Source organism: Methylomonas sp. ZR1, assembly GCF_013141865.1.
Classification (GTDB): Bacteria; Pseudomonadota; Gammaproteobacteria; order Methylococcales; family Methylomonadaceae; genus Methylomonas.
In genome coordinates this window covers 2,035,534-2,059,457 of the sequence record NZ_RCST01000001.1, presented here as the reverse complement: position 1 = coordinate 2,059,457, position 23,924 = coordinate 2,035,534, and the positions used below count along the sequence as shown (strand labels likewise).

Here is a 23,924-nt window from a genome sequence, read left to right as displayed (position 1 = left end):
TTGTTGGGAAATATTTTTTTGTTCTGCAAATTCCGGCATTATTTATCCGGTTTTGGGGGGTGAGCTCTTCCGGTGGACGAGTTTTGGCTATTTAGCGTGTCGGAAATTGGGTTATTTACCTTAAATTGCAGACTATCGAGGCCTTGCGGTCGGACTGAGTGGCTTGCGACGTAACTGTGTTCAGTTGATGTGGATCGGCTGTTCTAGGTTAATGGCTGGCAAAACCAATCGCTTTGAGTAGGCCGGGTTCCGGGATATGAATCCCGTCCCCAGTGCTCAATTAAAACTAATTTTCGTAGCCAAACTCGTTTATAAATGGTTGCAGTTCAGGCAGGATGGAAGTGTATTCCGCCCGATAACGCTGCCATCGGCCAACTGATGATGAATATAAAGGTTGCGCGACCTGGCTAAAACTAGGGCTGGCGATGTACTTGCCGGCTGCTTTTTTATGGAATTCAGTAACCCCAGGATCCCACTCCAAACCAATAAAATCAAATACCTTTCGGAATGCCGGTTCGAAATCAAATACCGCGTCTTCGTATCGAAACTCGATAAAACCCATCGTTAGTTTGGGTTTGATAGTCAGCCACCAGTCCATGACTTGCGCATAAAACCGCGCAGTGCTTTCCCAGCTTAGCAATTGCACCGTTGATGGCGTCGGCAACATGGTTTGCATGAAGCAACTCAAGCAAACGTCACGCGGGTCGCGCAACAAAAATACCAGCTTGGCGTCCGGGAAAATGCAGTTGATCAAGCCCAGATCGATGGTGTTCATCGTGGTTTTATCCAGCAATAATCGGGTGCCGATCTTATCGCCATACAAGGCGCGGGCCCGGTGCCAGTAAAACGCACGTAAGTGCAGCACGCCTGCTAAATCGAGCTTGCGTAGTTGCTCGGCAACGCTACCTTGTCCATTCGATATTCGCTTAAGTTCCTTCGCCGTCGAGATAATCAAGTCGGTTTCGTCAGCGACAAAAATTTCCGGATGGGCGGCCAGCACTTCCTGGGTCAGCGTAGTGCCGGTGCGCATAAAACCCAACAGAAAAACCGGTGCGGGTTGGTCGGTGGGGAATTCGGTATTGGCCCAGCGACCGAGTAGTTCGCTATCAAATTCCGTCTTATGCGTTGCTAGCATTTTTGGCACTAAACCGGCGTCTTGGCGTTTTACTTCCGCCAGACGCGGTGCCTGTTCGGCAGCCGCATGCAAATGCGGGAAAACCCGTTCATATTCTCCAAGCTTGTCCAGGATGCGGGCCAACTCTTTATGGGCCCGGAACCTTTCTTCGGTGGTCAATAAGGCATTTTGCAATACCTTTTCCAAACGTTGTTTGGCTTCTTGGTTCAGGCCATCGGCAGCTTCCAGAGTGGCGAGTAATATCGCCAATACTGCGCTGTTCGGCGCCAATTTCAATGCTTGTCTACCGGCTGCGAGGGCGAGTTTTTTTTGATTTAAACGAGAATAGGTCAATGCCAGCAATTGATAGCCGCGCAATTGCCCCGGATTGATTTGCACGGCTTGTTTGCATAGCGCCAGTGCACCGGGAAAATCGTTCCAATACTGCAATTGGTCGACCATATCCAGAGCCAGGCCAATGTCGCGGCTTTTACGGGATTTTTTTAAAAGCAGCTGCCCGGACTGATGAAGGTGCGCCAAGCCTTCCTCGCGCTGCCCCAGCCAGCATAGCGATTGTCCCAGGCAGGCCTTGATTTGCGGATCTTTAGGGCTTTCCGCCGCTGCCTTGGTAAACCATGCCACCGCTTCGCTGAAATTTTTTTGTTGGACGGCGGCCTGGCCGAGTTGCATGAATGGGGTCATGGTGTTTATCGCTATAAAATCGAATGACAGTTGTCTGCTGGGGGCTGTTTTATTGTTAAGCGAAGTTGCAAAACTCGCTTAAATCAATTACGTGAGGTGCTTTAGGGGATTGCGGTTTGCTGTAATTTGTCTTGGCCTCCTGCCGCTGGGGTTTCAATAGGTTATTGACGCTGATTATATCTTAGCCGCGCCAGCTAATATCAGGTGGTTGTGAGCATACTTAGCCTGATGTCGGCTGCCGGTTTTTTCTGGCAATCGAAATCAAGCCTAACAGTCCGCTACCGAGTATCCAACTCGCGGCGGGAAGGGGTACTGCTGTTGGTGCATCTACGGCAATATCGTCAATTTGCACTTTGAATTCCGCGCCGATTTCGATTATATCCTCAACGCTTTGCGCGCCATGGAAATGTATCCAGACCGCCGAGACATTCGCAAAGTCTTGATTCAGTGCCAGCGTTCCGGAAAAGCCATTTTCAACTGTCTGATAGGCTACTCGGTTGCTATAGTGGGTGCCGTCGCCATTGGTCAAATCCGGGTTCAAGGCGCTGCTAAACCCTATGATTTCGTAAAAATGAATTGCCGGATCAAAATTTTCCGGTATTGGCGTTCCGCCGGCATAAGGATTTCCTTCGGCGGCGTAAGGTGCTTTGAATTGTATGCTGTGCAGACTAAACGCGGTCGAGTCTAGGGCTCTTATATAGATACCCGGTGCATCAGCATGGTAAGACAACTCGGAATCCGTCACGGAATTCAGTGCATGTAGATGCCCCCCGGTATTGATTGCTTCCGACAATGTGCCGACGACAAGACCATTCTGATAAATGCATGCCGTGGTATTGCAAGTGCCATCGGCGCCGGGGGCGGTGTTGGCGTGGCCGTAATAGGCGCCAACCGGTAGTACCGGGTTCGGCGAAGCTCTATCGGGTTTTACGCCGAAGTCGACGAAGGTTGGGGCGGTAATCGCCGCGTCGGCATGGCTACTTGCTGCAAGCATTGCTAACCAAATTACCGCTAAAGCCGGTTTTGCTTTATTCATAAATATCTTCAGGTTGGGGGAAGAGGGAGTTGTAAAAGATTTCACAAATGCCGATAGCCTACTTAAGCCTCACTTCGGTCACGGAGTTTTCCGGCAGCAGTCCATATGCCTGCGAGGCCGGTGATAAGTAGCCAAGCTGCGCTTGGAATCGGCACTGCCGTGGAAATATTGACGTTGTCTAATTGCATGCCGAAGCTGATTCCGATGTCCGGAACGCGGGGAAAGCCGTGGTAATGGATCCAGAAGGCATTGATATTTCGAAAGTCTTCGTTGAGCAGTAAATTGCCTTGGAAGCCATTAGCGACAGTTTGATACGCCACGCGCGTCGAGTAATTGGTGCCGTCGCTGGTCGCGCCGGCAAGGCCTGGATTCGCAGCGTTATTAAAGCCCAGAATTTCCCAATATTCGTTGTCGCCTAGAAAGGCTGTGTCGTCGGGGCTAGAAGAAACTGGCTCGGGTACCAAGTACTGTCCGCCATTGCCGTCATCGTAGGCGGTATAAGTTGGATTATCGCCGTAAATAGGGTTGCCGGCATTAATCGGGGCAAAGAAGTCCATGCTATCTAGGCTAAAGGCGGAACTGTCTTTAGCCCTGATGTATATGCCGGTGGAATCGGCATGATATTGAGCGCGTTTGTTCCCGCTAACTGTCGCGCTATGAATATGTTCGCCGCCTCCCTCGTAAACCACTCCCACCAGAAAACCGTCCTCCTGGTAGCATGTGCCGTAAATAGCCGAGGGCCCTGGGCAGCCGCCTGTTGCAGGGTTTGCCGGAAGATCGGGTTTGCCGGCAGTTGCAGTACCTAAGGCGCTGAATCCAATCACGGTTGGTAAGGTGGGCGGCGTAATTGCTGCCAAGGACTGCGAACTCGCCAGAATAAGGCTGCTGGTAGTCAGGCAGCGAAATATCGATTTCTGCATAGTGATTTTTTCCTTGAAAAGTTTTAGAGGCATGAAAATCAAAGAACATGCCTGTCCTTGATGTGTTTTAAGGCTAGAGCTCAGTGGAATCAAACAGTGGGTCATAGGTCGCAACGTAGGATAGGCAATACGTCAAAAGCTGCCGCAATATCCGTACCATGTTCGTTAGACATTTCGTCGGCCACAATCTTATAAACGGCTGAATCAGGGGTCGGCTGAGGGCATGAGGTGATTCAGCCAGCAAAGGTTTGAAAGGATAATAATTAAACTATGTTATATAGCTACGTATCAACGTAATTGCGGGTGATTACTAGTATTTTTGGCTTTTTGTCTAACGTATAAACCGGTATGCCAGGCAAGTTTAAACTTGAACCCAAATAATCCATTCGCCAGAAATACACCGAATTCTGACGATTTCTAATGGATGCCATTAGAGTAACTTGTTGATATTAGTGCGATTCAGCCTCTAATGGACAATCTGGGTTGAATGCAGAGCTCAATGTCTGCAAATGAACGTTATTCGAATTGCTGATTGCGCATATTCGAACGTATTAAAACCGTACAGCATCTAGGAGGCGGTTCCGATAGGAACACCGCAACGCTTTGATTTTGCTGGTTTACTGGGCAGATTGTTACGGTTTTTAACGAACTTCGATATGCGTATTTGTAACAGGTTCACATGCCGCAACCGGACCGGTTGCCTGGTTTTTAGAGTTTTATAATTCGCAATACTATTTGTGGCATAGTATTTGCTAAAAATTTGGTGTAGCAGCAAGCATGAGCTTGGCTTATCTTGAAAGATGTCGATTGTGTATTGCTTGCAAAAGTAGTCCGTAGTCTTTTCCTGGGCCGGGAGGCGTTGGTTATGACTGCAGGTTCAAAAAACTAAACGGCAATAACAGCAAAATTATAGACATACCCAGACCATGAAATTAAAAGTCGTAGCAGCGTTTTGCCTCATAGCCCATTGCAGTATGGTGTTGTCCGCAGAGATAGGAAGTTCGGTGCCGAGTTGCCCCGCAACTAGCGCAGATAGGACTAATCGGCTAGATATTTCCGCTTACAAGGGCAAAGTGTTATTGATAGATTTTTGGGCGACCTGGTGCGGCCCGTGCCGAAAAGCGATGCCATTTTTGAACGGATTACGTAATGAACAACTCAAGGACGGCTTTGAAGTGATAGGAATTAATGTCGATGAAGACATCGAGGCTGCGCAAGAATACTTGAAGTCCGCCGCAGTCGACTATCCGATGTCGTTTGATCCAGAAGGCGACTGTCCGCGCATTTTCGGAGTAACAGCCATGCCCTCATCATTTATCGTCGATAAACAAGGCAAAATTCGGATGATTCATTTGGGCTTTCGCGACGAAGACAGAGAAGGGTTGCGCAAGCAGATTACCCAGTTATTGAGCGAATAAGATGTTGTTGGATAACAATCGGATTGTTTCGCTTATATGCAAAGGGCTAGCTCTGATTGTATTGACTCAATGTTTTGGCTGTAGCGCCGTGTCTCCTTGGGAAAGAGGTAATCTTGCCAAAGACGAAATGGCGATCACACCGTATCCAAACAGGGAAGCTTTTCGAGATCATATTTTTACCAGCAAGGAAGCCTCGCAGGGTGGACACGGCGGTTCGGGAGGCGGCTGTGGCTGCAACTAAGCTCGAAAAAAACAAGGTTTTAGCTGCGCTGACATCTGCAGCGTTAGGATTGCCCGGGCTGGATAGTCATGCGGCAACGCCGACGACCCAGGCAGAGGCCAACGCGCAGTACGGCTATTATCAGGAAAGCGATAACCGAATGCGCGTAGAGGTATATCACGGCGATTTTGTGATTCCAATGTCGGATCGCCTGGAGTTTACCTTCAGCGTGGATCGGGATACATACAGTGGCGCGACACCGTCGTTCAGTATGCCCGAGGTGATGGCGAACCAAGCGAAAATAGATCAAAACCAGAATCGTGCCGATGTGATTTCGGCTGCCTCTGGCGGAGTAGATCCGACCAAGTTGGCCGGATATCAAGGTGTAATGTCATTTAAAGAACCATTCGAAGCCTATACAGCCATAGGATCCCAAAGCCAACAGCTCGAATTGAATTTAATCCAGCAGGGTACCGCTGCTATAACGGCGAATACCGATCAACTGCTTACCCAGTATCAAACTGCTAATCCAGCACCCGGTTTTCCGGCGGGTTGGGGACAAACTATTTCCAGCGCAGTTACTATCGATTTTCAGGGAGTAAACGCGGCTGTTTACGGTAAGGCTGATACCAATACTGGCGGGTTCTGCCCGGGTGGAGCGGGGTGTTATCAACAAAATGGCATTGTAGTCGGCACAATTTCCGATCCTCTAAACCCCGACGGGCATCTCCATCGACAAGGCACAATTGCAGATCGTGAAATCCAATACCATGCCGACTCATCGGGCATTTATATCCGCGAATTGGATGGTAAGGCTTTTCGCGCTGCAAATATGTTTTTTAACAGTCTGCAAGCAAATGGCTCAGGCGTTAATGATGTCTGGGAAATCCTCGGTTTTAATTCGGCAGTGAATCAAAACTTGAGCACGGGTGATGGCGCAAATTACGCGAATCGAGTGGCTTATCAACAAGTTGCCACCAACCATACCGGCATTTTGGCTCTTGATTCTTCGTTCTCGAATATTAATGCGCTGTGGATTCATTACAAGGGTTATATACAAGATGTGACAAATTCAGGCGCTGATTTTGAGCTGAGGGTTGACGACATCAATCTTGCGCCAGCGCAATTTGCCAACGCAACACCGGAACAAATTGCATGGCTGCAGGCCTATAGTGCATATCAGAGCAGTCTTGAAACGGCGTCAGCATCTCAGCGTCAAGCTATAATTGATAATGCGGCCGCACAAAAGGCGGCATTCGAAAAGAGCGCCTTGATCAGTATTTACCGCAATTTTCTGAACCAAGTTGTCCCACCCAACACTCGGGTCAAGCAAACGTTCCAGACTCAGCCGCAAGAAACCCGCACGCAACCCGTATTCGGCGCCAAATATTATTTCGATGACGCTACTTTGGGGGTTTCCGGCGGTCAATCGAACGAACCCGATTTCAACTCAAACTTCGGTTCGGTTAATTTCTCGCAGGAATTCAATAACAAACTTACCACTGTTTCGGCTGGTTATAGTTACACCCACAATGATGTTACGCGAAGCAGTGGTGGGCACAGCGATCATCATTCACAAGATCCGGGCCACAATCCGGCGATTTATCCTGAGCTTGATGAGTCTAGTGAGTCCAATGGGTTCAATCTTGGTCTGTCCCAAGTGCTTAATAAGAATGCATTATTGCAACTTTCTGCCAACTACACCCGGCAAAGCGGATACCTTAGCAACCCTTATAAATATGTGTACGTACGTGGCGAAGTTACTGCCGAAGAATATTATGAGATGTTTAATTCGCCGGAAACCGTAAACTGGAGTGGCATTACAAATCTGGAAATTGTCGGTATCGATTTATTCCGCGAAGTTCGTCCAAATCTGAGGAATCAATTTTCTTTCTCTACCCGGCTGAATCAATATATCCCGGCGGTCGACGCCGCTTTGCACATGGATTATCGTTATTTTCGGGATGACTGGGGCATTGATTCCCACACTATGGAAATGAAGTGGCTGCAAAAACTGCCTTTCGGTCTCACCGTTACGCCTAGTCTGCGCTATTACTCGCAATCCCAGGCCGATTTTTTCGCGCCGTATTTTTTGGCGCCACGCGCCGACGGGATGTATTCCAGCGATTTCCGCCTTTCCGGCTATGGAGCTCTGAGCGGCGGTGTTACCGTAGCCAAGCAGTTCAATCGTGGTATCAAACTCGAATTGGGTATGGAGTATTACACCCATCAAGGTAATCTGAAATTGGGTGGGGGTGGCGAAAGTGATTACGCCGATTTTAGTTATTGGATGGCGCATGCCGGACTCAATATCGCGCTATCGGCACCGGGACAAATTTTCGGCGGTGGCGCCGGCGACCACCATCATCATCACCATAATCACGGCGCACCAGCACCGGCTGGCGTGATGTTCGCGCATATGATGAATAGTGCGGACGACATCATGGTAGGTTACCGATACATGTACGCCAATCAGTCCGGTGGTATGTATCAAGGCCGGCATGCCGCCGGTGACAGCGCTGTGTTGAATTATGCTTGCGGTACAACCAGCTGTATCTCGAGGCCGACCGAAATGGGTATGCACATGCATATGCTTGATTTGATGTACGCACCTACTGATTGGCTAAATCTGATGCTGATGCCGCAGTTGATGGATATGAACATGAGCCTGGAACAATTGCCGGGGGCGGTTGCAGAGACTGCACACGGGTCCGGGCACGAAAGTCACGGTTTAGGTGACACGCTGATGGTGGCGATGGTCAAGGTGTTCGATGCGCCCGGTCATCATGTGCATGCCGGTGTGGGCGTTAGTGCGCCTAGCGGCGATGTGGACGTGACGCTGGATGGTAGAGACGAGCCGGACAGCGAGTTACAAGATTACGGCATGCAACTTGGTAGCGGTACCTGGGACTTCAAGCCGAGTTTAACTTATACCGGTCAAATTGGCGATTGGAGTTGGGGTGCTCAACTTAGCGGTACCAAGCGTTTACAGGACCGAAATCCATCGGGTTACGCCTTGGGTGACATGTTTCAGGCCACGGCTTGGGGTGGCTATAGCGTGTCCACTTGGCTCTCGGCCACGTTGCGCGGTATTTATACCGACCAGGGCAAAATACGCGGTGCGTTTAATCGAATAAGCTCTTCGGGTGCGACGGTTGACAGTCCAGCCAACTACGGCGGTAAATTCTGGGATGTTGGCTTCGGTCTAAATCTGAACGTGCCGGATGGTGCGATGGCAGGTCACAACTTTAGTGTGGAATGGCAGCAGCCTGTCGCCGACAAATTTAACGGTTTCCAGCTGGAGCGCGAAGGTGTGTTGTCGGCTACTTGGAATTATGCGTTTTAGAAAGGCCTGGTATTTAGCCACTCAGCAAATATGTAAGTGCTTTGCCTCGGTTTTTCAGAAAATAAGTGATATGGCTCAATTATTCGATTTTTTCGCCAGAGCGAAAGCCGTGGAGCCCGCAGAACATATGATTTCCTAAGGATGGCATGATAACTGCTTTAGCTTTGTCGGGAAATCTGCTGGCTAAGCCCGCTTTCTAGGCGGAATTCCCTGATGCAAGTGCTGAACAAATCGTCGTACACCTCAAGAATTCGGTAAGCCAGGTTTTAGCCTCCCATGGATTGCCGTTGGTGGAGTTGAAAATAGATTTGACCAGCGCTTTTGAATGTAAATGTCCAATCCCCCGAAATCCGGACATTCAAACTGAATGACAGGCCATCGGTCTGTTGCGTAAGATTTTATCTGATGGAGATTTTATCGATGATGAACAAAGCTTTTACACTCAAGACCTTGGGTGGTTTATTTTTGGTTGGCACGGCGGCTTTAGCGACTAATGCTGAAGCGGCGACTGTCGATTTCCAAGGAATGACAGCGGCTACTTATGGTAACGCCAATGAAACAACTGGCGCTTTTATCGGTGGCTGTCCAGATTCCAATTGCTTCGCTCAAAACGGTATCGTAGTGGGTACTGTGGGCGATCCTACTGATTCCGGCGCTCATTATCATCGTCAAGGTACTTCAGGTGATCGCGAAGCGCAGTACCATCCGGATTCCACCGGCCTATATGTGCGTATGGCCGATCTTTCCAACTTCAGCTTGCAAAATATCTACCTGAACGTAACCAATGGCGAGGCGGGTGGCAATTTCGTGCTGTACGGTTACAGCAATGCTATCAACAACGGCTTGCTGACTGTTGCCGGTGGAACTAGTGGCGGTGCCGGTTCAAGCAGTGACCCGGAAGGCGGTAATACTGCACCTATCGCTAGCTATGTCGTAGCTAACGATGGTACTTTCGATCAGAACGTCACTTTAAGTGACCTGTTGGCTGCCGATTCCGATTGGGGTGATATAGGTGCGTTCTGGCTGACTTTCCAGGGCTTTAATCATAGCCCAACTGTAAACTATGCTTTGGGCAGTTATCCGGACTGGGATATTCGTATTGACGATATCACTCTGGATGCGCCTGTTTCAAGTGTGCCGGTGCCTGGCGCGGTATGGTTGTTCGGTTCCGCTTTGTTGGGCATGATTGCGCAAGGCCGCAGAAAAGCCATGATTTAAGCTGGTTATTTGAAATTCTGCTTGAACTGAAGGGCAAGGCGAGTTCGTCTTGCCCTTCTTTGTTTGTAGCGGAATGGAAGTGGTGGCTATAAATTAGTCCCTGAAAATGGCTTGCTCGCCATTACCTGAATAGCTCGAAAATAGGGTAAATGCCAGTAAATCTATGCTGTATATAACATAGATTAATTTATGGAACATTTACGACCAACAACGCGCCTGTTGGTAAAAAGTAAATTAGACCAAAGTCTTATAATTGTCGCGTCGACTGTGAAAAATATGAAGTCTAATTCGCAAAGGACGTTTTTTGGTCCGCTATCGATCTAACCAAAAACGGCATTATTTTGTTCACAAGTGACTGACCATACTTTCGGTGTTGGTCTTGCATTCGCACCGGCCCTCTTTGGCGCCAATTCCCGTATTTAAATAAGTGATTTAACCTGTTTTTTCTTCCTGGGGTCTGATTATTGTTGGTTAAGGCGAGGCTTTATAAGGCTTTTCGCTATGGCATCGTTTTTGCTAATTCATCGGTTGATGCTTAGCGTAAGGGATCAACAATGACCTTTTTGTCATTAGCAGTCTAGTTCAGTAGTAACTTTTTAGGACATATTTTTTAGGATAAATCTGATGATAAGAAACACACTTGCCAAAGCTATTTCTTTAGCTATCGCTGGCGGCGCAATAACCCTCGCTGGCGTATCAAATGCTTCAGCCTCCACCACGATGTATAACACCAATAAGCCCATTACCAACGGTAATCCTACCGATGCGGCGGCCTTATCTACCGACGGCTGGACTCGCAATAACAATAGTACTAATACCGGAACCCCTTTGCCTTGGTTGGGAACAGTTGGTGCGGTAAGGCCGTTTGGCTACGAAGGCTTGTCGATTGCGAACTGGGCGGCGCATGTTACGGCTGCGGGAGATTCTTTGGAGATTTCGCAAGCCGATGCCGCGACGCGCTACGGGACTGCATGGGGTCCAGTGGCGGGTACAACGTACTTGGCTAATATCGATACAGCTAAAGGCGCTTGGTTCGATGGCTCTACCGGCTGGGCGCACAATACCGATATAGGCTTGTTCAAATCCGACGTTACCACCGAAGTATCCATCAGGTTAACGCCACTGTTTAATGTTTCCGAGCCCGATAAGTCGTGGAGCAATTTTGGTGTTACGGTTTTTACCGGCATGGATACGGATACATCCAAGGCTACAACCCCCAACTATAGTCACCATGCGGGTTGGAACGAGACCAGTTTTACTGCGGACAACCCCATGGGCACCACCGGCCTAACCTATTTGACGCATGACGCGACCGTAGACGCTACGAACGCATTGGTGTTTACCGCAGTTGCCGGACAGGTTTATTCAATATATCTGGGTGGTAACTCGGGAGAAGGTAACTTTAACCCGCACGCTGGGTATCGATTGAATCTTAGCACTGCCGCTCCCGTCCCGTTGCCTGGTGCTGTTTGGCTATTTGGTAGTGCTTTAGTCGGTTTGCTGGGCTTTGGTAAGCGCAATTCGAGTAAGTTTTCACGGTAAACGCTACTGTTGCAAGAGTGAATTCGCCGCTCTTGCAACGAGACTTGGCGACTTGGCGAGTTGGCTGTTGGTGGCAATGTTGCGGCAAACTGGATCAAGCGACGGATAGGATTAATTTAGAGGCAAAAAATGAGATTAACCGATATTGTTATTATGTGTTGTTTGCTCGTGTCGCAGGCAGCAGTTGCCCATGGGCCTATGCCTATGCCGCTGCAACGTGTGCCGGTTCCGCCCGTGCCGGGACTTACCGATGGTCCAAATCCAATTGTTGTGGACAAGAATAAAGCGATCGCTTTAGGTAAAGCGTTATTTTGGGATGTCAATGTCGGCAGCGATGGCATGGCTTGCGGCTCTTGTCATTTCCATGCCGGCGCGGATAGCCGCGTCAAAAATCAAATCAATCCTGGTCAAAAAAGTACTCAGCCCAGCGGGCAGACCTTCGAAGCGTTGCCAACCGGCTTGGGTGGTCCCAATCACGAACTCAGCGTTGCCGACTTTCCGCTACGTCGATATAGCGATCCGCTAAATTCAGCGAGTCAGGTCACCTTTAATTCCGACGATGTAGTGTCTTCGGCAGGTACTTTTAGCGGAACCTTCATTAGTGCACCACAGTTTAGTGGCAATAACGATCAATGCGGCAGAGGCGCTGATCCGGTGTTTCACGTGAATGGTATTGGGACGCGGCGGGTTGAGCCGCGTAACGCGCCAACCGTGATCAACGCGGTTTTTAATCATCGCAATTTTTGGGACGGCAGAGCCAATAACGTGTTTAACGGCAGTAGTCCATGGGGCGACCGTGACCCAACGGCCGGTGTCTGGGAGAAAGTCAATGCGCGGAATGTTCAAAAATCACGTTTACATTTGGTCAATTCTTCATTGGCCTCTCTTGCGGTTGCTCCGCCTTTGAGTGATTCGGAAATGGGATGCCGGCAGCGAGTTTGGCCCGATATCGGAAGAAAACTATTGTTAAGGCAGCCGCTGCAGAACCAAAAGGTTCACAACGAAGATAGCGTGCTTGGTCCGTATAGTTTAAGCAGCGCTGGAAATTTGCGGCCCGGCCTAAATACCACTTATAAAGCACTAATCAAGCAAGCTTTTAATCAGAAATACTGGTCCTACAGCGGTATCGGTCCTTTCGGGGGGCGTCAGGGACAAGTACCTTACGACCAAATGGAAGCCAATTTTTCGATGTTTTTCGGTATCGCATTACAGTTATACCAAGGCACGTTAATTTCGGACCAGGCCCCAATCGATTTGACCGCACGCGATCCCGATAGCTTGGAGCCTATTTGGACTAACTTAGGGTACGATCAGGAAAAAATTGATACCCTGACACGCGGGTTTGAGGCTTTTACCGGCAACCATTGTCAACTGTGCCATGGGGGGCCGACCTTAAGCATTGCCGCGGTAGCTACCAATGCCAGTTTGGTGACGCCTACGCCGGGCATGAATTACGGACCGCTTAGTCAACCCATTCCTTACGGTCCGAATGCTATCGGTGACGGTGACGGCGGCAGAATCGGCGGTATCACACCAGCCGCGAATGTTGTGACTCGGGACACTACTCGAAATGGCGCTACCAGCTATTACAAATTGATGGACTTAGGTTTTGCCAACACTGGCGTAGCGGACCCGGACTCTGATGTGGGTGTTGATGGCGTGGACGATTTTGGTAATCCTTTGTCATTTACCAAGCAATATGTCCAATACTTGCTCGATAATCCAGCTGGTGTGCTGGATTCGGGAGTCTCGACTTTGCAAGCCTGTGACTTCATTAAAGCTTTGGCGGATAACGCGATACCGTTTTCTCGTTGGTTTGGCGTAGCTGATGGAATTATCGCAGATGGTAGCAAAGAAGGGCTGCTGCGAAACCAAAACTGTACCGTTGCCAGCTCGGCCTACATTCCCACAGCCGCTGCGGCTTTAGCGAACTTGACGACAGAAAAAATGAGTATTGCCACCAAGGCTGCGTTTAAAGTCCCAACTTTACGTAACATTGAATTGACTGGGCCCTATATGCACAACGGCAGTATGTCTACTTTGGAGCAAGTCCTTGAGTTTTATTCCAGAAAGGGTAACTTCAACAATGATAACAAGCATATCGTTGTCAATCAGATCGCTCTGTCCGGCCAGCCCGCATCGATACGAGCCGATTTGATTGAGTTTCTGAAAACGCTCACCGATGAACGAGTTCGCTACGACAAAGCACCGTTCGATCATCCTGAAATTGTCGTGCCGCACGGACATGCCGGGGACAATGTCGCCGTGACTCCAGGTAATCCATTGAACAGCAATCTGGCGATAGAAGAAACCATGACCATACCGGCAGTGGGGGCGAATGGTTTGCAAGACCCGATTCGGCCTTTCGATACTTACTTGGCACCTTAGCTGTATGTAAACAAGGTGTTAAAGATGTGGGCTGGGGCGATCAGATTTTGCGCTAGCCCACATTCAATTTGAACTTTAGATTTTAGGATTCTCAACATGGGATTTGCAAATAACGGAAGCGCTAGATTTTTTTACCCGACGGTAGTCGCAATATTGTCGGTGTTTTACGGGCAGCAGGCTCATGCGGTAAGCGTATTTAGTAATTATGCCACGCTCACTTACAGTCTTTCTTCGAGCGCTGACGGACTCGATATCGACGGATCTTTTGAAATGTTGGGTAGTCCGGACTCTTTCTTGATCGCCGACAATGGTACGGTTACGCCAAGCCACGGTGCCGGTTTGTTTCCTTTAACTCTGGACACACCCTTAAGCTTTTCTGTGAGCGGTCAAGACAATGCCGGTGAGTTTAAGTCGCAGCATTACGGTGTATTCAGTTTGAATTTTTTTAATTCCAGCACGGCTGTAATCAATGTGGATTTAACGCTGAACTATATACTTCATGCCGCAGTTGCCGGTGAGGCTGCCGACAGCGATGTCTATCTTGATTATTACAACTCAGACTACACTTTTAATGGTTTCGATAGCCTTAACGCCACGCTTTCAGTGCCTTTTTCCGAGCAGTTTACGGTCAATGGCAGTTCCGGAGTATTTAGTTTTTCACTCAATCCCGGTGAATCGGAAACGCTTTCGGCTGACGTTAAAATTGCGAGTACTATGCTGGCTGCACCAGTGCCATTACCCGCTGCGGTTTGGTCGTTTTTAGTAGGCTTGCTAGGAATTTTGGGTTTTAAAAAACGTAAACAGCCCACGATTGCTTAAAGCGTTAGGGATAAGCCGATTCATGGTTTGTTGTGCCGGATTGGATCACTCTATCCGGAAGTTCCTCGCCTGAAAAATAAGCCTGCAAATTCGCCAATACTTTTTCCCCCATCGCGGTGCGCGTTGCAATCGTGGCGCTGCCCAGATGGGGCAGATGTGACGCATTGTCCAGCGTCAATTAGCCGGTATCAAGGGCTGCCTGGATGTGCCGGCATTTACCACTTCGATCTGGCGATTTCGTCGCATGACGCCGGTATTCCCGAGATTTGGGGCAATCCCTAGGCCTCGCAACACTTTACCAAGGTATTAGTGAAAAACAGTAAACCGATGCTGTCGATGCCAATACCCTGATGAAATATGTGGAGCGCATGGGTTTTGTCGCTTGGGCACGACCATCAATCAACGCCTGACTTTACGTGGGTTTGTTGGTCGCATTGATGCTCTGCCCGGTCAGAAAAAACATCTGTACGCGCTGAGTGCGACGCAAAAAAAACCGAAGGCGTTGCTGCGCGATGCCAAGCTGGCGATTAGTAAATTGGAAAAACGCATTACTGCGTTGGCTGCGGAAGTGATGATTGGGGGCAAGGCTCACTCGGAGCTATCGCGTATTTTGAATTTGTTACCAGCAACAGGCATTAACCAAACCAGCGCCATTGCTTTGATGGGCGAGCTGTTGTTACTACCGGCCAACCTGTCCTAGCGCGAGTGGGTCAGTTTGCCGGGCTAGATCCCAAGGCCTTTGAACCGGGCAAAAGTATGCACAAGAAAATGCCGCCATCCAAAGTGGGTAACAGGCATATTGGTTAGGCATGCATATGCCGGCTCTGAGCGCCAAACAAGATGATCCCTAGGTCAAGCTTATTTCCAGCACTTGGTCGACAATGGCAGGAAGCCGTTACAAGTCGCCTGCGCTATCATGCGTAAACTACTGCATGCGATTTCACGGCATTTTAAAACACGATCAGCCATTCAATAACACACGGTTTTTACGCCACTCCGATACCGATCATCAGTGAGTAAAAAGCGATGGAATTTTGTTGACTTGGAATTGAGTATTTACACACCTAGTAACCCTTTCTATCTCTAAGGCATTTGCCGCACTTTGGGGCATTACCCGCACCTAAAGTTGATGATGTTGTCTTGCATTTGGATGGCAACGCTCTCTAAGTATGTTTGAAGGAAGCAAGTTTGCACAGCCAAGAACTTATAACGGAATAGGCCTGAATATTGCTTTAACTTAGTGGCAAACTTCTGCTGACCAGTTGTATCTGCGTCTTATTCATTTATCAAGTTTGTAGCAAAGAAAAAAGTTTCGTTGCGAAATCCAACAATACCTAAATTTCACAAGCCTTTAAACTGCCACTGTAAGTGGATGCACATTTAGTCATAACTATGCATCCCCCATCAAGAGCTGAGCTTAATCAATAAATAAGGAAAATTTAATGAAAAAATCAAAACATTTAAATGACAATATAAAATCAATGTTAATAATTGCGAATTTAATATTGTCCGGCAGCCAAGCTCTTGCATCACCGTATACTATTGAAGCCAATCAAACCATAACTGGTTTATCAAGCCCAGGCTTTGATAATATAATAAATCGTGGACTAGTAATTGGTGAAACTGATGATTACTTACCTTTATTACTAGAAAACTATGGAAGTATTTATTTGCCGTCAAAAATAACTTGTCCTGGGCAAAAATTGGTCAACTATGCCAAGGGATATATTGCTATCGGCGGATATTTTGATTGTTACAAACAGGGAGCCCAAGCGCTGATCGAAAACTCCGGTACCATTGCTGTAACTAACGCTGTTGGTGAAAATATCGCCTTAGATCCACGAACAATTGGTGGACAACTTCGCCCAGCAAAGGACTATATGCCTTGGACATATATATTCTGGGGCAAAATTGATAACAAGGTTACCGGCAAATTCATAATAGACCGCAATAATGGAGTAAATCTATGCCAATCGCAGGGTTCTGAGGCGCCTGAGATAGAAAATCGTGGATATTTTGAGATTGCTCAGGGTAGCACATGCAATTTCATATCTACCAAATCTGGCAGTTACAAGCAATTTGAAGGCGAAACTAAGGTAAACGGTACTTTCGGATCACGTTTACTTGACTTCCAGGGAGGAATTCTGACCGGAACAGGTACGATATTGAAGTTTCCTGAACAATTATGGAACGCCAGTTTTAGTATATCGCCCGGCAATTCCACATCACCTTTCGGTGAATTGACGCTAACCCCTGAAATGGGTTATTCAGTATTCGGTGACGGTACACTGAACTTTGTAATTGGTGGCTTGAACAATAACAGCAAGCTGCACGTTAACGGCGAGGCTTATATTGTTGGTAGCGCCAAAATCGCCATCAGCCTGAAAAATGGCTTTATGCCTAATATAGGCAACAGTTTCACCATAATCACCGCTAACGACATTCGCACGGATGATTTTAACCAAGCCAACCTGATTTTGCCTCAACTACCAACAGGTCGACAATGGCATTTTGATAATGACGGCACCAGCCTAAAATTGAGTGTGATTTGATGCTTTCATATACTCGCGAGGGAAACCTACCTCTGAGCACCGCTTTTAGCCGTTCACAACAGCCCCCACGGGCGCTTTCCCGGAGGATACTTTACTTTCGAGAATAAATAATTTGATTCTAAGCTATACGATCCGGTATGTCTTTGCCGGAGAAATAAGCCTTAAGATTTTCCAGCACCTTTTCCCCCATCGCGGTGCGCGTTGCAATCGTGGCGCTGCCCAAGTGGGGGAGCAGTGTGGCGTTTTCCAGCGCCAAAAAGCCCTGATCTATGTTGGGTTCGCCTTCGTAAACATCCAGACCGGCGCCGGCGATGCGTTTTTCTTGCAAGGCTTTGATCAAAGCCTTGCTGTCCACCACATCGCCGCGCGCGGTATTGATCAAATGCGCGGTAGGCTTCATTAAATTCAAGGTTTTTTCATTGATTAAATGCCGAGTCTCGTTGCCGCCCGGACAATGTAGCGACACGTAATCGCATCGCGGTAATAGTGCTTCCAGCGTATCGCAACGCTCCGCGTTTAGTTCGTCAACGACGGCGGGGTCTGCCGGACTGGGCTTGAGATACAAAATTTTCATACCAAAGCCGTGATGGGCTTTGCGCGCCATGGCTTGGGCGATGCGGCCGAAGCCGACTAGTCCGAGCGTGGCGCCGGTCACGTCACTGCTCATCATATGCGTTGGGCACCAGCCGGCCCATGCGCCGGCGCGCACTAGTCTGTCGCCTTCGGCGCCGCGCCGTGCAGACATCAGTAACAAAGTCATCGCAATATCAGCCGTGCTTTGTGTCAACACGCCCGGGGTATTGGTGACGATTAGCCCCTGTTGTTTGGCGGCGGCAATATCGATATGGTTATAACCCACGCCAAAATTACCCAGGATTTTGCAGCGCTTGTTCGCGACATTCAGCACCTCGGCCGGCAGGGAATCGCAAACACTGGGGCACACCGCATCGTAATTTTGTAAAGCTAACCTAAATTCGTCAGCACTCAAGGGGTGGTCGTCGAGATTCAGTGTGACGTCGTAAAGCGCTTGCAATTTGGCTTCAACACTTGCCGGCCACCGGCGGCTAAGCAGGACTTTGGGTTTGTTCATGGGATTTCCTATCGTAAAACTTCAGGTACTTTCAGGTTAGAATCGGTGGTGAGGTGGTTAAGGATCGACGGCCGGGTTGGAGGTCATTATGCCGCCATTACCGTGATCACGGTCGTAGGCTTTTAAGCGTGCTGCCCGCAGGCTATTGATGCTGGCTATGTTTTCATCGTGTTGCTTTAGGGATCTTTGCCGCTGCAGGGCCAAATGTTGGTCTTTTTGCTCTTGCAAGGCCATCGCCATCGCCGGTTTTTGGTATTGCAGTTCGGCTTGGCGTTCGGCGATGTTTTGTTCTTGTGCACGCGCGTCCGTGTTCAGACGTTTCTCCATTAAATCCAGGCCGCTAGCTTGGTTTTGCAGCTGTTGCTCGGTCAGTATTCTGGCGTCATCCAGCTGCTGTTGCCTGAGCCTTAATTCCATTTCCGCGCGTTTGGCTGCCTGTTCGTCTTGGTATTGAGCGCTAATCTGTTGATTTTCGCGTAACGCTTGCTCCCGCTGGTTTTTTAGCAATTCGGCAGCCTCAATAGCTTTGTCATTTTGGATGCGCTCTAGTTCGGCTTGTTGTTTGGTTTGCTGATGATCGTGATAAAGCCAAGAGCCAATTGGAAATAGCAGCAGTGCGGCAATCGCTACTCGTTGCAACCATGGTGATACGGGATGGCGGTTGATAGTGGCGGGTGGCGATAGATCCTGCGGCAAGCGGCTGGCTGCCAATTTACGATCATAGGCGATGCGCCGATTGGCGTCGGACAGGATTACAAATGCTTCTCGGGTTCGGTTCAGTGTATCGATGCCGGCGTCGTCTTCGCGTTTTAGCAAATGGCGTTCAATATCCTTGAATGCGCGATGGATTTGTTCGTCGTCGGCGGACTCGGGTATGTTTAACAGTTGATATAGAGTTTTTGCCATATTCGCATCTCCCAACGCTTTGTCGTCTGATGATCGGTAGATAGCGGACTAGCCCCAGACAATGCCGGTGCTGAACAAAGCACCGGCAGATGGGACTATAAAGAATTGAAATTAACAGTGCAAACGTCCGCTAAAAATTTAATCGGTGACGATTGCCAGCTTTTCTTGGTTCCTACGCAGCAACGCTAAAGAACCCAGCATGCAGCCCAATACGAACCAAGTTAGCGTGGCGAGGGGCATAGATGACAAGGATTTTTCACTAAGCACCGCAACGTCTGGCTGGCCGGGTTGGGCATCTGCGGTTTTCTCCATTAGAAACTGGTAACCAATGTCGGGGATAAATGACCAGGCTCCGCTACTGATGGCGGGATAGTTTATCACGGACCAGTTCACTGCGCCAATTTCGCGCGCTTCTATGGTATTTCCGCGATTTAATCCTGAGGTGTAAATGGCTTCCATAACGCAAGTGTTGATCTGGTCGATGCTATGGTTGCCGGTTAAGCTGCTGGGTAGCCAGCATAGGCCGGGTGCTAAAAAGTCGGAATTTGGCGCCAAGCTATTTTGAGTGGCGTTTTTTAGCAATTCTTGATGGTGAACTTCAGTGGGCTCGTGTTCATGAATTTCCGCATGAGCAGGAGCGATCAGTGCTGCTAACAACAATAGGCGGTGTCTCATGATTTTCTCCTTTGGTTTTGGAGTCAGAAGATAACTCAAAAAAATATCAAGCAATAGCAATGCCCTTATTTAAAAAGTCTTTTATTTTAAATAATTACTGATGTTTTCATTGTTTTTGATGTGAAAAATCAGGTGTTTTTGGTGTGGAATGGTGCAAAAGATGGTTAGTTTTGGTGCTTAAAGCACAAAACACAGCTGCTTGTCTCGTGTTCTAAAGTACAGGGAAGTGCTATATCCGCCTGTTTTGGGCTGTGATGGGGGGCTAGGGCGGAGGGAATAACAAGCTGATCGAATGACGGGTGGCTGGTTAAGCAGGCCACCCGCCAAATCTAGGGAATGTTATTTAGCCGTTGAGCGGTAATACTCGATGGCTGCAGCTACGCCGCTGCCGGCTTTGATGTCAAAGCCATGGTCCAGCATAGCCATTTCCACGCCGGCAATCGCACCCAACAAGGAAACATCGTTCATATCGCCAACGTGGCCGATGCGGAACACTTTACCGGCTACTTCGCTAAGGCCTGCGCCCAATGAAATGTTGTATTTGTTGTACGCGGTGCTGATGACGTGGCGGGCATCTTTATCGGCCGGTACCACGATGGCAGTGACGGTGTCGGAGTCCCAACCTGCTTGCGCGCAAGTTTGCAAGCCCCAGGCCGCGACTGCACGGCGCACGCCTTCACCCAAGCGGTGATGACGGGCGTAGACGTTTTCCATACCTTCTTCCAGCAACAATTCCAGCGCTTTACGCAGGCCGTACAACATTGGTGTGGATGGCGTGTAAGGGGTGTAGCCGTCTTTATTGGAGGCTGCCATGTCTTTCAATGAGAAGAAAGACCGCGGGAAGTTGCTGTTGTCAATCGCGGCCAGGGCTTTTTGGCTGAAGCCCAGAATTGCCAGGCCGGCAGGTAACATAAAGCCTTTTTGCGAGCCGGCGATGCTGGCGTCCACGCCCCATTCGTCTTGACGGAAATCCAGGCTGCCTATCGAGCTGACACCGTCGACGAACAGCAACGCAGGATGGCTTGCCGTATCCAGCGCTTTGCGCACGCCAGGGATGTCGCTGGTGACGCCGGTAGAAGTTTCGTTATGTGTCGCCAGAATCGCTTTGATTTCGTGGTTTTTATCTTCGTTAAGACGCGCCTGCAAATGATCCAAAGGAATGCCTTTGCCCCATTCAACCTGATGAATTTCCACGTCAAAGCCCAGTTTTTTTGAAGCTTCCGCCCACAAATGACCGAACTGACCAAAGCGGTAAATCAATACCTTATCGCCTTGGTTCAGGCAGTTGGTCATCGCCACTTCCCAGCCGGCGGTGCCGGTGGCGGGGAATACGAAGCATTGGCCGGTTTCGGTGCGGAACACTTTTTTCAGGTCTTCCAAAATCGGCGCCAGCAATTTAGGGAAGATAGGCGAACGGTGATCTTCCATCGGCACATGCATCGCGCTCAGAATTTCATGTGGGGTATTGGTTGGCCCTGGAACAAATAGGTGATTGCGACCTGCCATCTGGTGTCTCCTTGGAATTTTGGAAGCTTAGAAAATCGCGGGATGTTGCCACAGAAGCCGTGATTCGGCAAGTCGTTTACTGGCGCAAACCTGCACCGAAGCTGACAAGCGCAATTGACATTGCAGGCCCTGAAAGTAAAATGTCACGTTCTTCAACCCATACATGGCGCGGTTTTTTAGCCGGCCAACCAACCGTAGGAAACATACATGAGTCACACTCTTTACGAAGCTAATGCCCAGCGCGTGCAACGTTGCGAATTGGCGGTACCGGGTTCCAGTCCGGAAATGTTTGAAAAAGCCTTAAAAAGTGGTGTGGACTTTGTGTTTCTCGATCTGGAAGACGCCGTTGCGCCTGACGATAAACTGCAAGCGCGGAAAAACGTCATCCAGGCCATCAACGATTTGGATTGGAAAGGTAACGGCATCACGCTGTCCGTACGTATCAACGGTCTGGATACGCAATATATGGTGCGCGACCTGGTTGACTTGGTCGAACAAGCCGGCGCTAAAATCGATACGCTGTTGATTCCCAAAGTCGGCGTCTACGGCGATGTCTATATGGTCGACGCGATGCTGTCGCAGCTGGAAATGCAGGAAGGCCTGAAAAACAAAATCGGCATCGAGTGCCTGATCGAAACGGCACTGGGCATGGCCAACGTCGAAGATATTGCCAAACAAGGTGCGCTTAGCGGTCGGGTGGAAGCCCTGCATTTCGGCGTCGCCGATTATGCCGCCAGCAATCGGGCCCGTACCGTGAATATCGGTGGTTTGAATCCCGATTATCCCGGCGACCAATGGCATGCGGCGATTAGCAGGATGACGGTGGCGTGCCGTGCCTACGGACTGCGTCCTATCGACGGTCCATTCGGCGACATCAAAGACCCTGAAGGCTATAAAGCCGGTGCCCGCCGCGCTGCTGCGCTGGGCTGTGAAGGCAAATGGGCGATTCATCCCTCGCAAATCGCTTTAGCGAACGAAGTATTCACCCCGCCTGCTGCGGAAGTCGAAAAAGCCAAGCGCATCCTGGTAGCGTTGCAGGAAGCCGCCGCGCAAGGCAAAGGCGCTGCCGCACTGGATGGTCGTTTGATTGATGCAGCTTCCGAACGGATGGCGAACAACATCGTCCGTGCCGCCGAAGCGATTGCCGCGAAATCAAAATAAAAAATTGTAGGTTGGGTTGCTCTTTGGGAAAAAACCAAGGGTAACCCAACATTTAAGGCCTTCGTGTTGGGTTAGGGCTGATGCCTAACCCAACCTACATTTTTCCAATATCACGAGAGAGTGCATGGACATTCATGAGTACCAAGCAAAACAGCTATTGGCCGACTATGGCGTGAAAATAGCGGATGGCGGTCTGGCTTACAGCCCGGAAGATGCGGTGCAACGCGCCCGCGAAATCGGCGGCCACGTCTGGGTGGTTAAAGCCCAGATTCATTCCGGCGCCCGCGGCAAGGCCGGCGGTATCAAGATTTGCAAAACCCACGACGAAGTCAGCGATGCCGCCGAATCTTTGCTGGGCAAAAAATTGGTGACACACCAAACCGGTCCTGCCGGCAAACAATGCCTGCGCTTATACGTCGAAGCCGGAACCGATATTGCCAAGGAACTGTATTTCAGCCTGTTGATCGACCGTGCCCAGGAGCGGATTGTCATGGTCGGTTCCGCGCAAGGCGGTATGGAGATTGAGGAGCTGGCGGAAAATAATCCGGATGCGATCAAAAAAATCTACATTGAACCTGCAGTTGGTTTACAGGATTTCCAAGCCCGCGAAATGGCCTTTGCGCTGGGCTTGAACGCCGATCTGATTCCGCAAGCCGTGAAGTTGATTCAAGGCTGCTACCGTGCCATGCGTGAACTGGACGCCAACATGGTCGAAATCAATCCTTTGGTCATTACCGGCCACGACGAATTGATCGCACTCGACGCCAAAATGGGCTTTGACGACAACGCCTTGTTCCGTCGGCAAAAAATCTCCGAATTGCGCGACAAAACGCAAGAAGACCCACGGGAAATGGCGGCCGCTGACCGAGGTTTGAGCTACGTCGGTCTGGACGGCGACATCGGTTGCATGATCAACGGCGCCGGCTTGGCGATGGCGACGATGGACATGATTAAATTGGCGGGCGGCGAGCCGGCGAATTTCCTGGACGTCGGCGGCGGTGCATCGGCCGAACGCACCGAAAAAGCCTTCCGGATGGTGTTGCAGGATAAAAACGTCAAAGCCATGCTGGTCAACATTTTTGCCGGTATCAACCGTTGCGACTGGATTGCCGAAGGCGTGGTCCATGCGGTGAAAAAAATCGACATGCAGGTGCCGCTGGTGGTCCGTCTGTCCGGTACCAACGTTGAGGAAGGCCGCAGAATCATCGAAGAAAGCGGTTTGCCCATCATCACGGCAAATACCTTGGCGGAAGCCGCCGAGAAAGCGGTCGAAGCCCGTAACAAAGTTGTAGCCGCGCAAGCTTAAGGAAC

The 23,924-nt window shown here is 49.5% G+C and carries 19 protein-coding genes; 11 read left to right on the top strand and 8 right to left on the bottom strand.

Features of this window, described 5'->3' with window-relative positions:
- Window positions 1-286: 286 nt before the first annotated feature.
- The 3 genes from DDY07_RS09290 to DDY07_RS09280 all read right to left on the bottom strand — a co-directional run bounded on the left by DDY07_RS09290 (window position 287) and on the right by DDY07_RS09280 (window position 3,877).
- On the bottom strand, window positions 287-1,816 hold the full coding sequence (locus DDY07_RS09290; RefSeq protein ID WP_253734449.1) for a tetratricopeptide repeat-containing sulfotransferase family protein: 1,530 nt from the start codon (window positions 1,814-1,816) through the stop codon (window positions 287-289).
- A gap of 220 nt (window positions 1,817-2,036) precedes the next feature.
- Window positions 2,037-2,852 carry a VPLPA-CTERM sorting domain-containing protein gene (locus tag DDY07_RS09285; protein ID WP_171695692.1) on the bottom strand — a complete coding sequence of 272 codons (816 nt, stop codon included), beginning with the start codon at window positions 2,850-2,852 and terminating at the stop codon, window positions 2,037-2,039.
- A gap of 62 nt (window positions 2,853-2,914) precedes the next feature.
- Window positions 2,915-3,877, bottom strand: coding sequence for a hypothetical protein (locus DDY07_RS09280; protein WP_133120648.1), 963 nt, complete (start codon window positions 3,875-3,877; stop codon window positions 2,915-2,917).
- Between the two features lie 821 nt (window positions 3,878-4,698).
- Between DDY07_RS09280 and DDY07_RS09275 the strand changes: the two genes are divergently transcribed.
- From DDY07_RS09275 to DDY07_RS09245, 7 genes are all read left to right on the top strand, one after another.
- A complete protein-coding gene (locus tag DDY07_RS09275) occupies window positions 4,699-5,190 on the top strand; it encodes a TlpA disulfide reductase family protein (RefSeq protein ID WP_171695691.1) in 492 nt (163 codons plus the stop codon).
- Between the two features lies 1 nt (window position 5,191).
- Window positions 5,192-5,431, top strand: coding sequence for a DUF4266 domain-containing protein (locus DDY07_RS24435; RefSeq protein ID WP_051669948.1), 240 nt, complete (start codon window positions 5,192-5,194; stop codon window positions 5,429-5,431).
- A complete protein-coding gene (locus DDY07_RS09265; RefSeq protein ID WP_171695690.1) occupies window positions 5,418-8,756 on the top strand; it encodes a DUF3570 domain-containing protein in 3,339 nt (1,112 codons plus the stop codon). Before DDY07_RS24435 ends, DDY07_RS09265 begins: the two co-directional genes overlap by 14 nt.
- 420 nt (window positions 8,757-9,176) lie before the next feature.
- Entirely contained in the window at window positions 9,177-9,974 is a 798-nt protein-coding gene (locus DDY07_RS09260) for a hypothetical protein (RefSeq protein ID WP_101051963.1), read from the top strand.
- 624 nt (window positions 9,975-10,598) lie between these two features.
- Window positions 10,599-11,516, top strand: coding sequence for a hypothetical protein (locus tag DDY07_RS09255; RefSeq protein ID WP_129871381.1), 918 nt, complete (start codon window positions 10,599-10,601; stop codon window positions 11,514-11,516).
- Between the two features lie 129 nt (window positions 11,517-11,645).
- On the top strand, window positions 11,646-13,904 hold the full coding sequence (locus DDY07_RS24300; protein ID WP_033156542.1) for a cytochrome c peroxidase: 2,259 nt from the start codon (window positions 11,646-11,648) through the stop codon (window positions 13,902-13,904).
- Between the two features lie 96 nt (window positions 13,905-14,000).
- Entirely contained in the window at window positions 14,001-14,723 is a 723-nt protein-coding gene (locus tag DDY07_RS09245) for a hypothetical protein (RefSeq protein WP_033156541.1), read from the top strand.
- A 4-nt stretch (window positions 14,724-14,727) separates the two neighbouring features.
- Here the strand turns inward: DDY07_RS09245 and DDY07_RS09240 are convergent, their stop codons facing one another.
- The gene (locus DDY07_RS09240) at window positions 14,728-14,901 is read right to left on the bottom strand and encodes a hypothetical protein (RefSeq protein WP_225893087.1); all 174 of its coding nucleotides are present in this window, start codon (window positions 14,899-14,901) and stop codon (window positions 14,728-14,730) included.
- Window positions 14,902-15,105: 204 nt separating this feature from the next.
- Between DDY07_RS09240 and DDY07_RS09235 the strand changes: the two genes are divergently transcribed.
- Together DDY07_RS09235 and DDY07_RS09230 are read left to right on the top strand one after the other, a co-directional pair.
- Window positions 15,106-15,423: a hypothetical protein gene (locus DDY07_RS09235; RefSeq protein WP_171695689.1), complete on the top strand. Its 318-nt coding sequence runs from the start codon at window positions 15,106-15,108 to the stop codon at window positions 15,421-15,423.
- A gap of 742 nt (window positions 15,424-16,165) precedes the next feature.
- The gene (locus DDY07_RS09230; RefSeq protein WP_101051967.1) at window positions 16,166-17,275 is read left to right on the top strand and encodes a hypothetical protein; all 1,110 of its coding nucleotides are present in this window, start codon (window positions 16,166-16,168) and stop codon (window positions 17,273-17,275) included.
- Window positions 17,276-17,393: 118 nt separating this feature from the next.
- On the opposite strand, the gene DDY07_RS09225 is transcribed toward DDY07_RS09230, so the two are convergent.
- From DDY07_RS09225 to DDY07_RS09210, 4 genes are all read right to left on the bottom strand, one after another.
- On the bottom strand, window positions 17,394-18,365 hold the full coding sequence (locus DDY07_RS09225) for a D-glycerate dehydrogenase (RefSeq protein WP_171695688.1): 972 nt from the start codon (window positions 18,363-18,365) through the stop codon (window positions 17,394-17,396).
- A 57-nt stretch (window positions 18,366-18,422) separates the two neighbouring features.
- Window positions 18,423-19,271: a hypothetical protein gene (locus DDY07_RS09220; RefSeq protein ID WP_033156537.1), complete on the bottom strand. Its 849-nt coding sequence runs from the start codon at window positions 19,269-19,271 to the stop codon at window positions 18,423-18,425.
- Between the two features lie 138 nt (window positions 19,272-19,409).
- Window positions 19,410-19,946, bottom strand: a complete 537-nt coding sequence (locus DDY07_RS09215) for a hypothetical protein (protein ID WP_171695687.1) — start codon at window positions 19,944-19,946, stop codon at window positions 19,410-19,412.
- A 339-nt stretch (window positions 19,947-20,285) separates the two neighbouring features.
- On the bottom strand, window positions 20,286-21,452 hold the full coding sequence (locus tag DDY07_RS09210) for an aminotransferase class V-fold PLP-dependent enzyme (protein ID WP_033156535.1): 1,167 nt from the start codon (window positions 21,450-21,452) through the stop codon (window positions 20,286-20,288).
- Between the two features lie 207 nt (window positions 21,453-21,659).
- On the opposite strand from DDY07_RS09210, the gene DDY07_RS09205 reads away from it, so the two are divergent.
- Together DDY07_RS09205 and DDY07_RS09200 are read left to right on the top strand one after the other, a co-directional pair.
- Window positions 21,660-22,613: a CoA ester lyase gene (locus DDY07_RS09205; RefSeq protein ID WP_171695686.1), complete on the top strand. Its 954-nt coding sequence runs from the start codon at window positions 21,660-21,662 to the stop codon at window positions 22,611-22,613.
- A 124-nt stretch (window positions 22,614-22,737) separates the two neighbouring features.
- Window positions 22,738-23,919 carry a malate--CoA ligase subunit beta gene (locus DDY07_RS09200; protein WP_171695685.1) on the top strand — a complete coding sequence of 394 codons (1,182 nt, stop codon included), beginning with the start codon at window positions 22,738-22,740 and terminating at the stop codon, window positions 23,917-23,919.
- Window positions 23,920-23,924 lie beyond the last annotated feature (5 nt).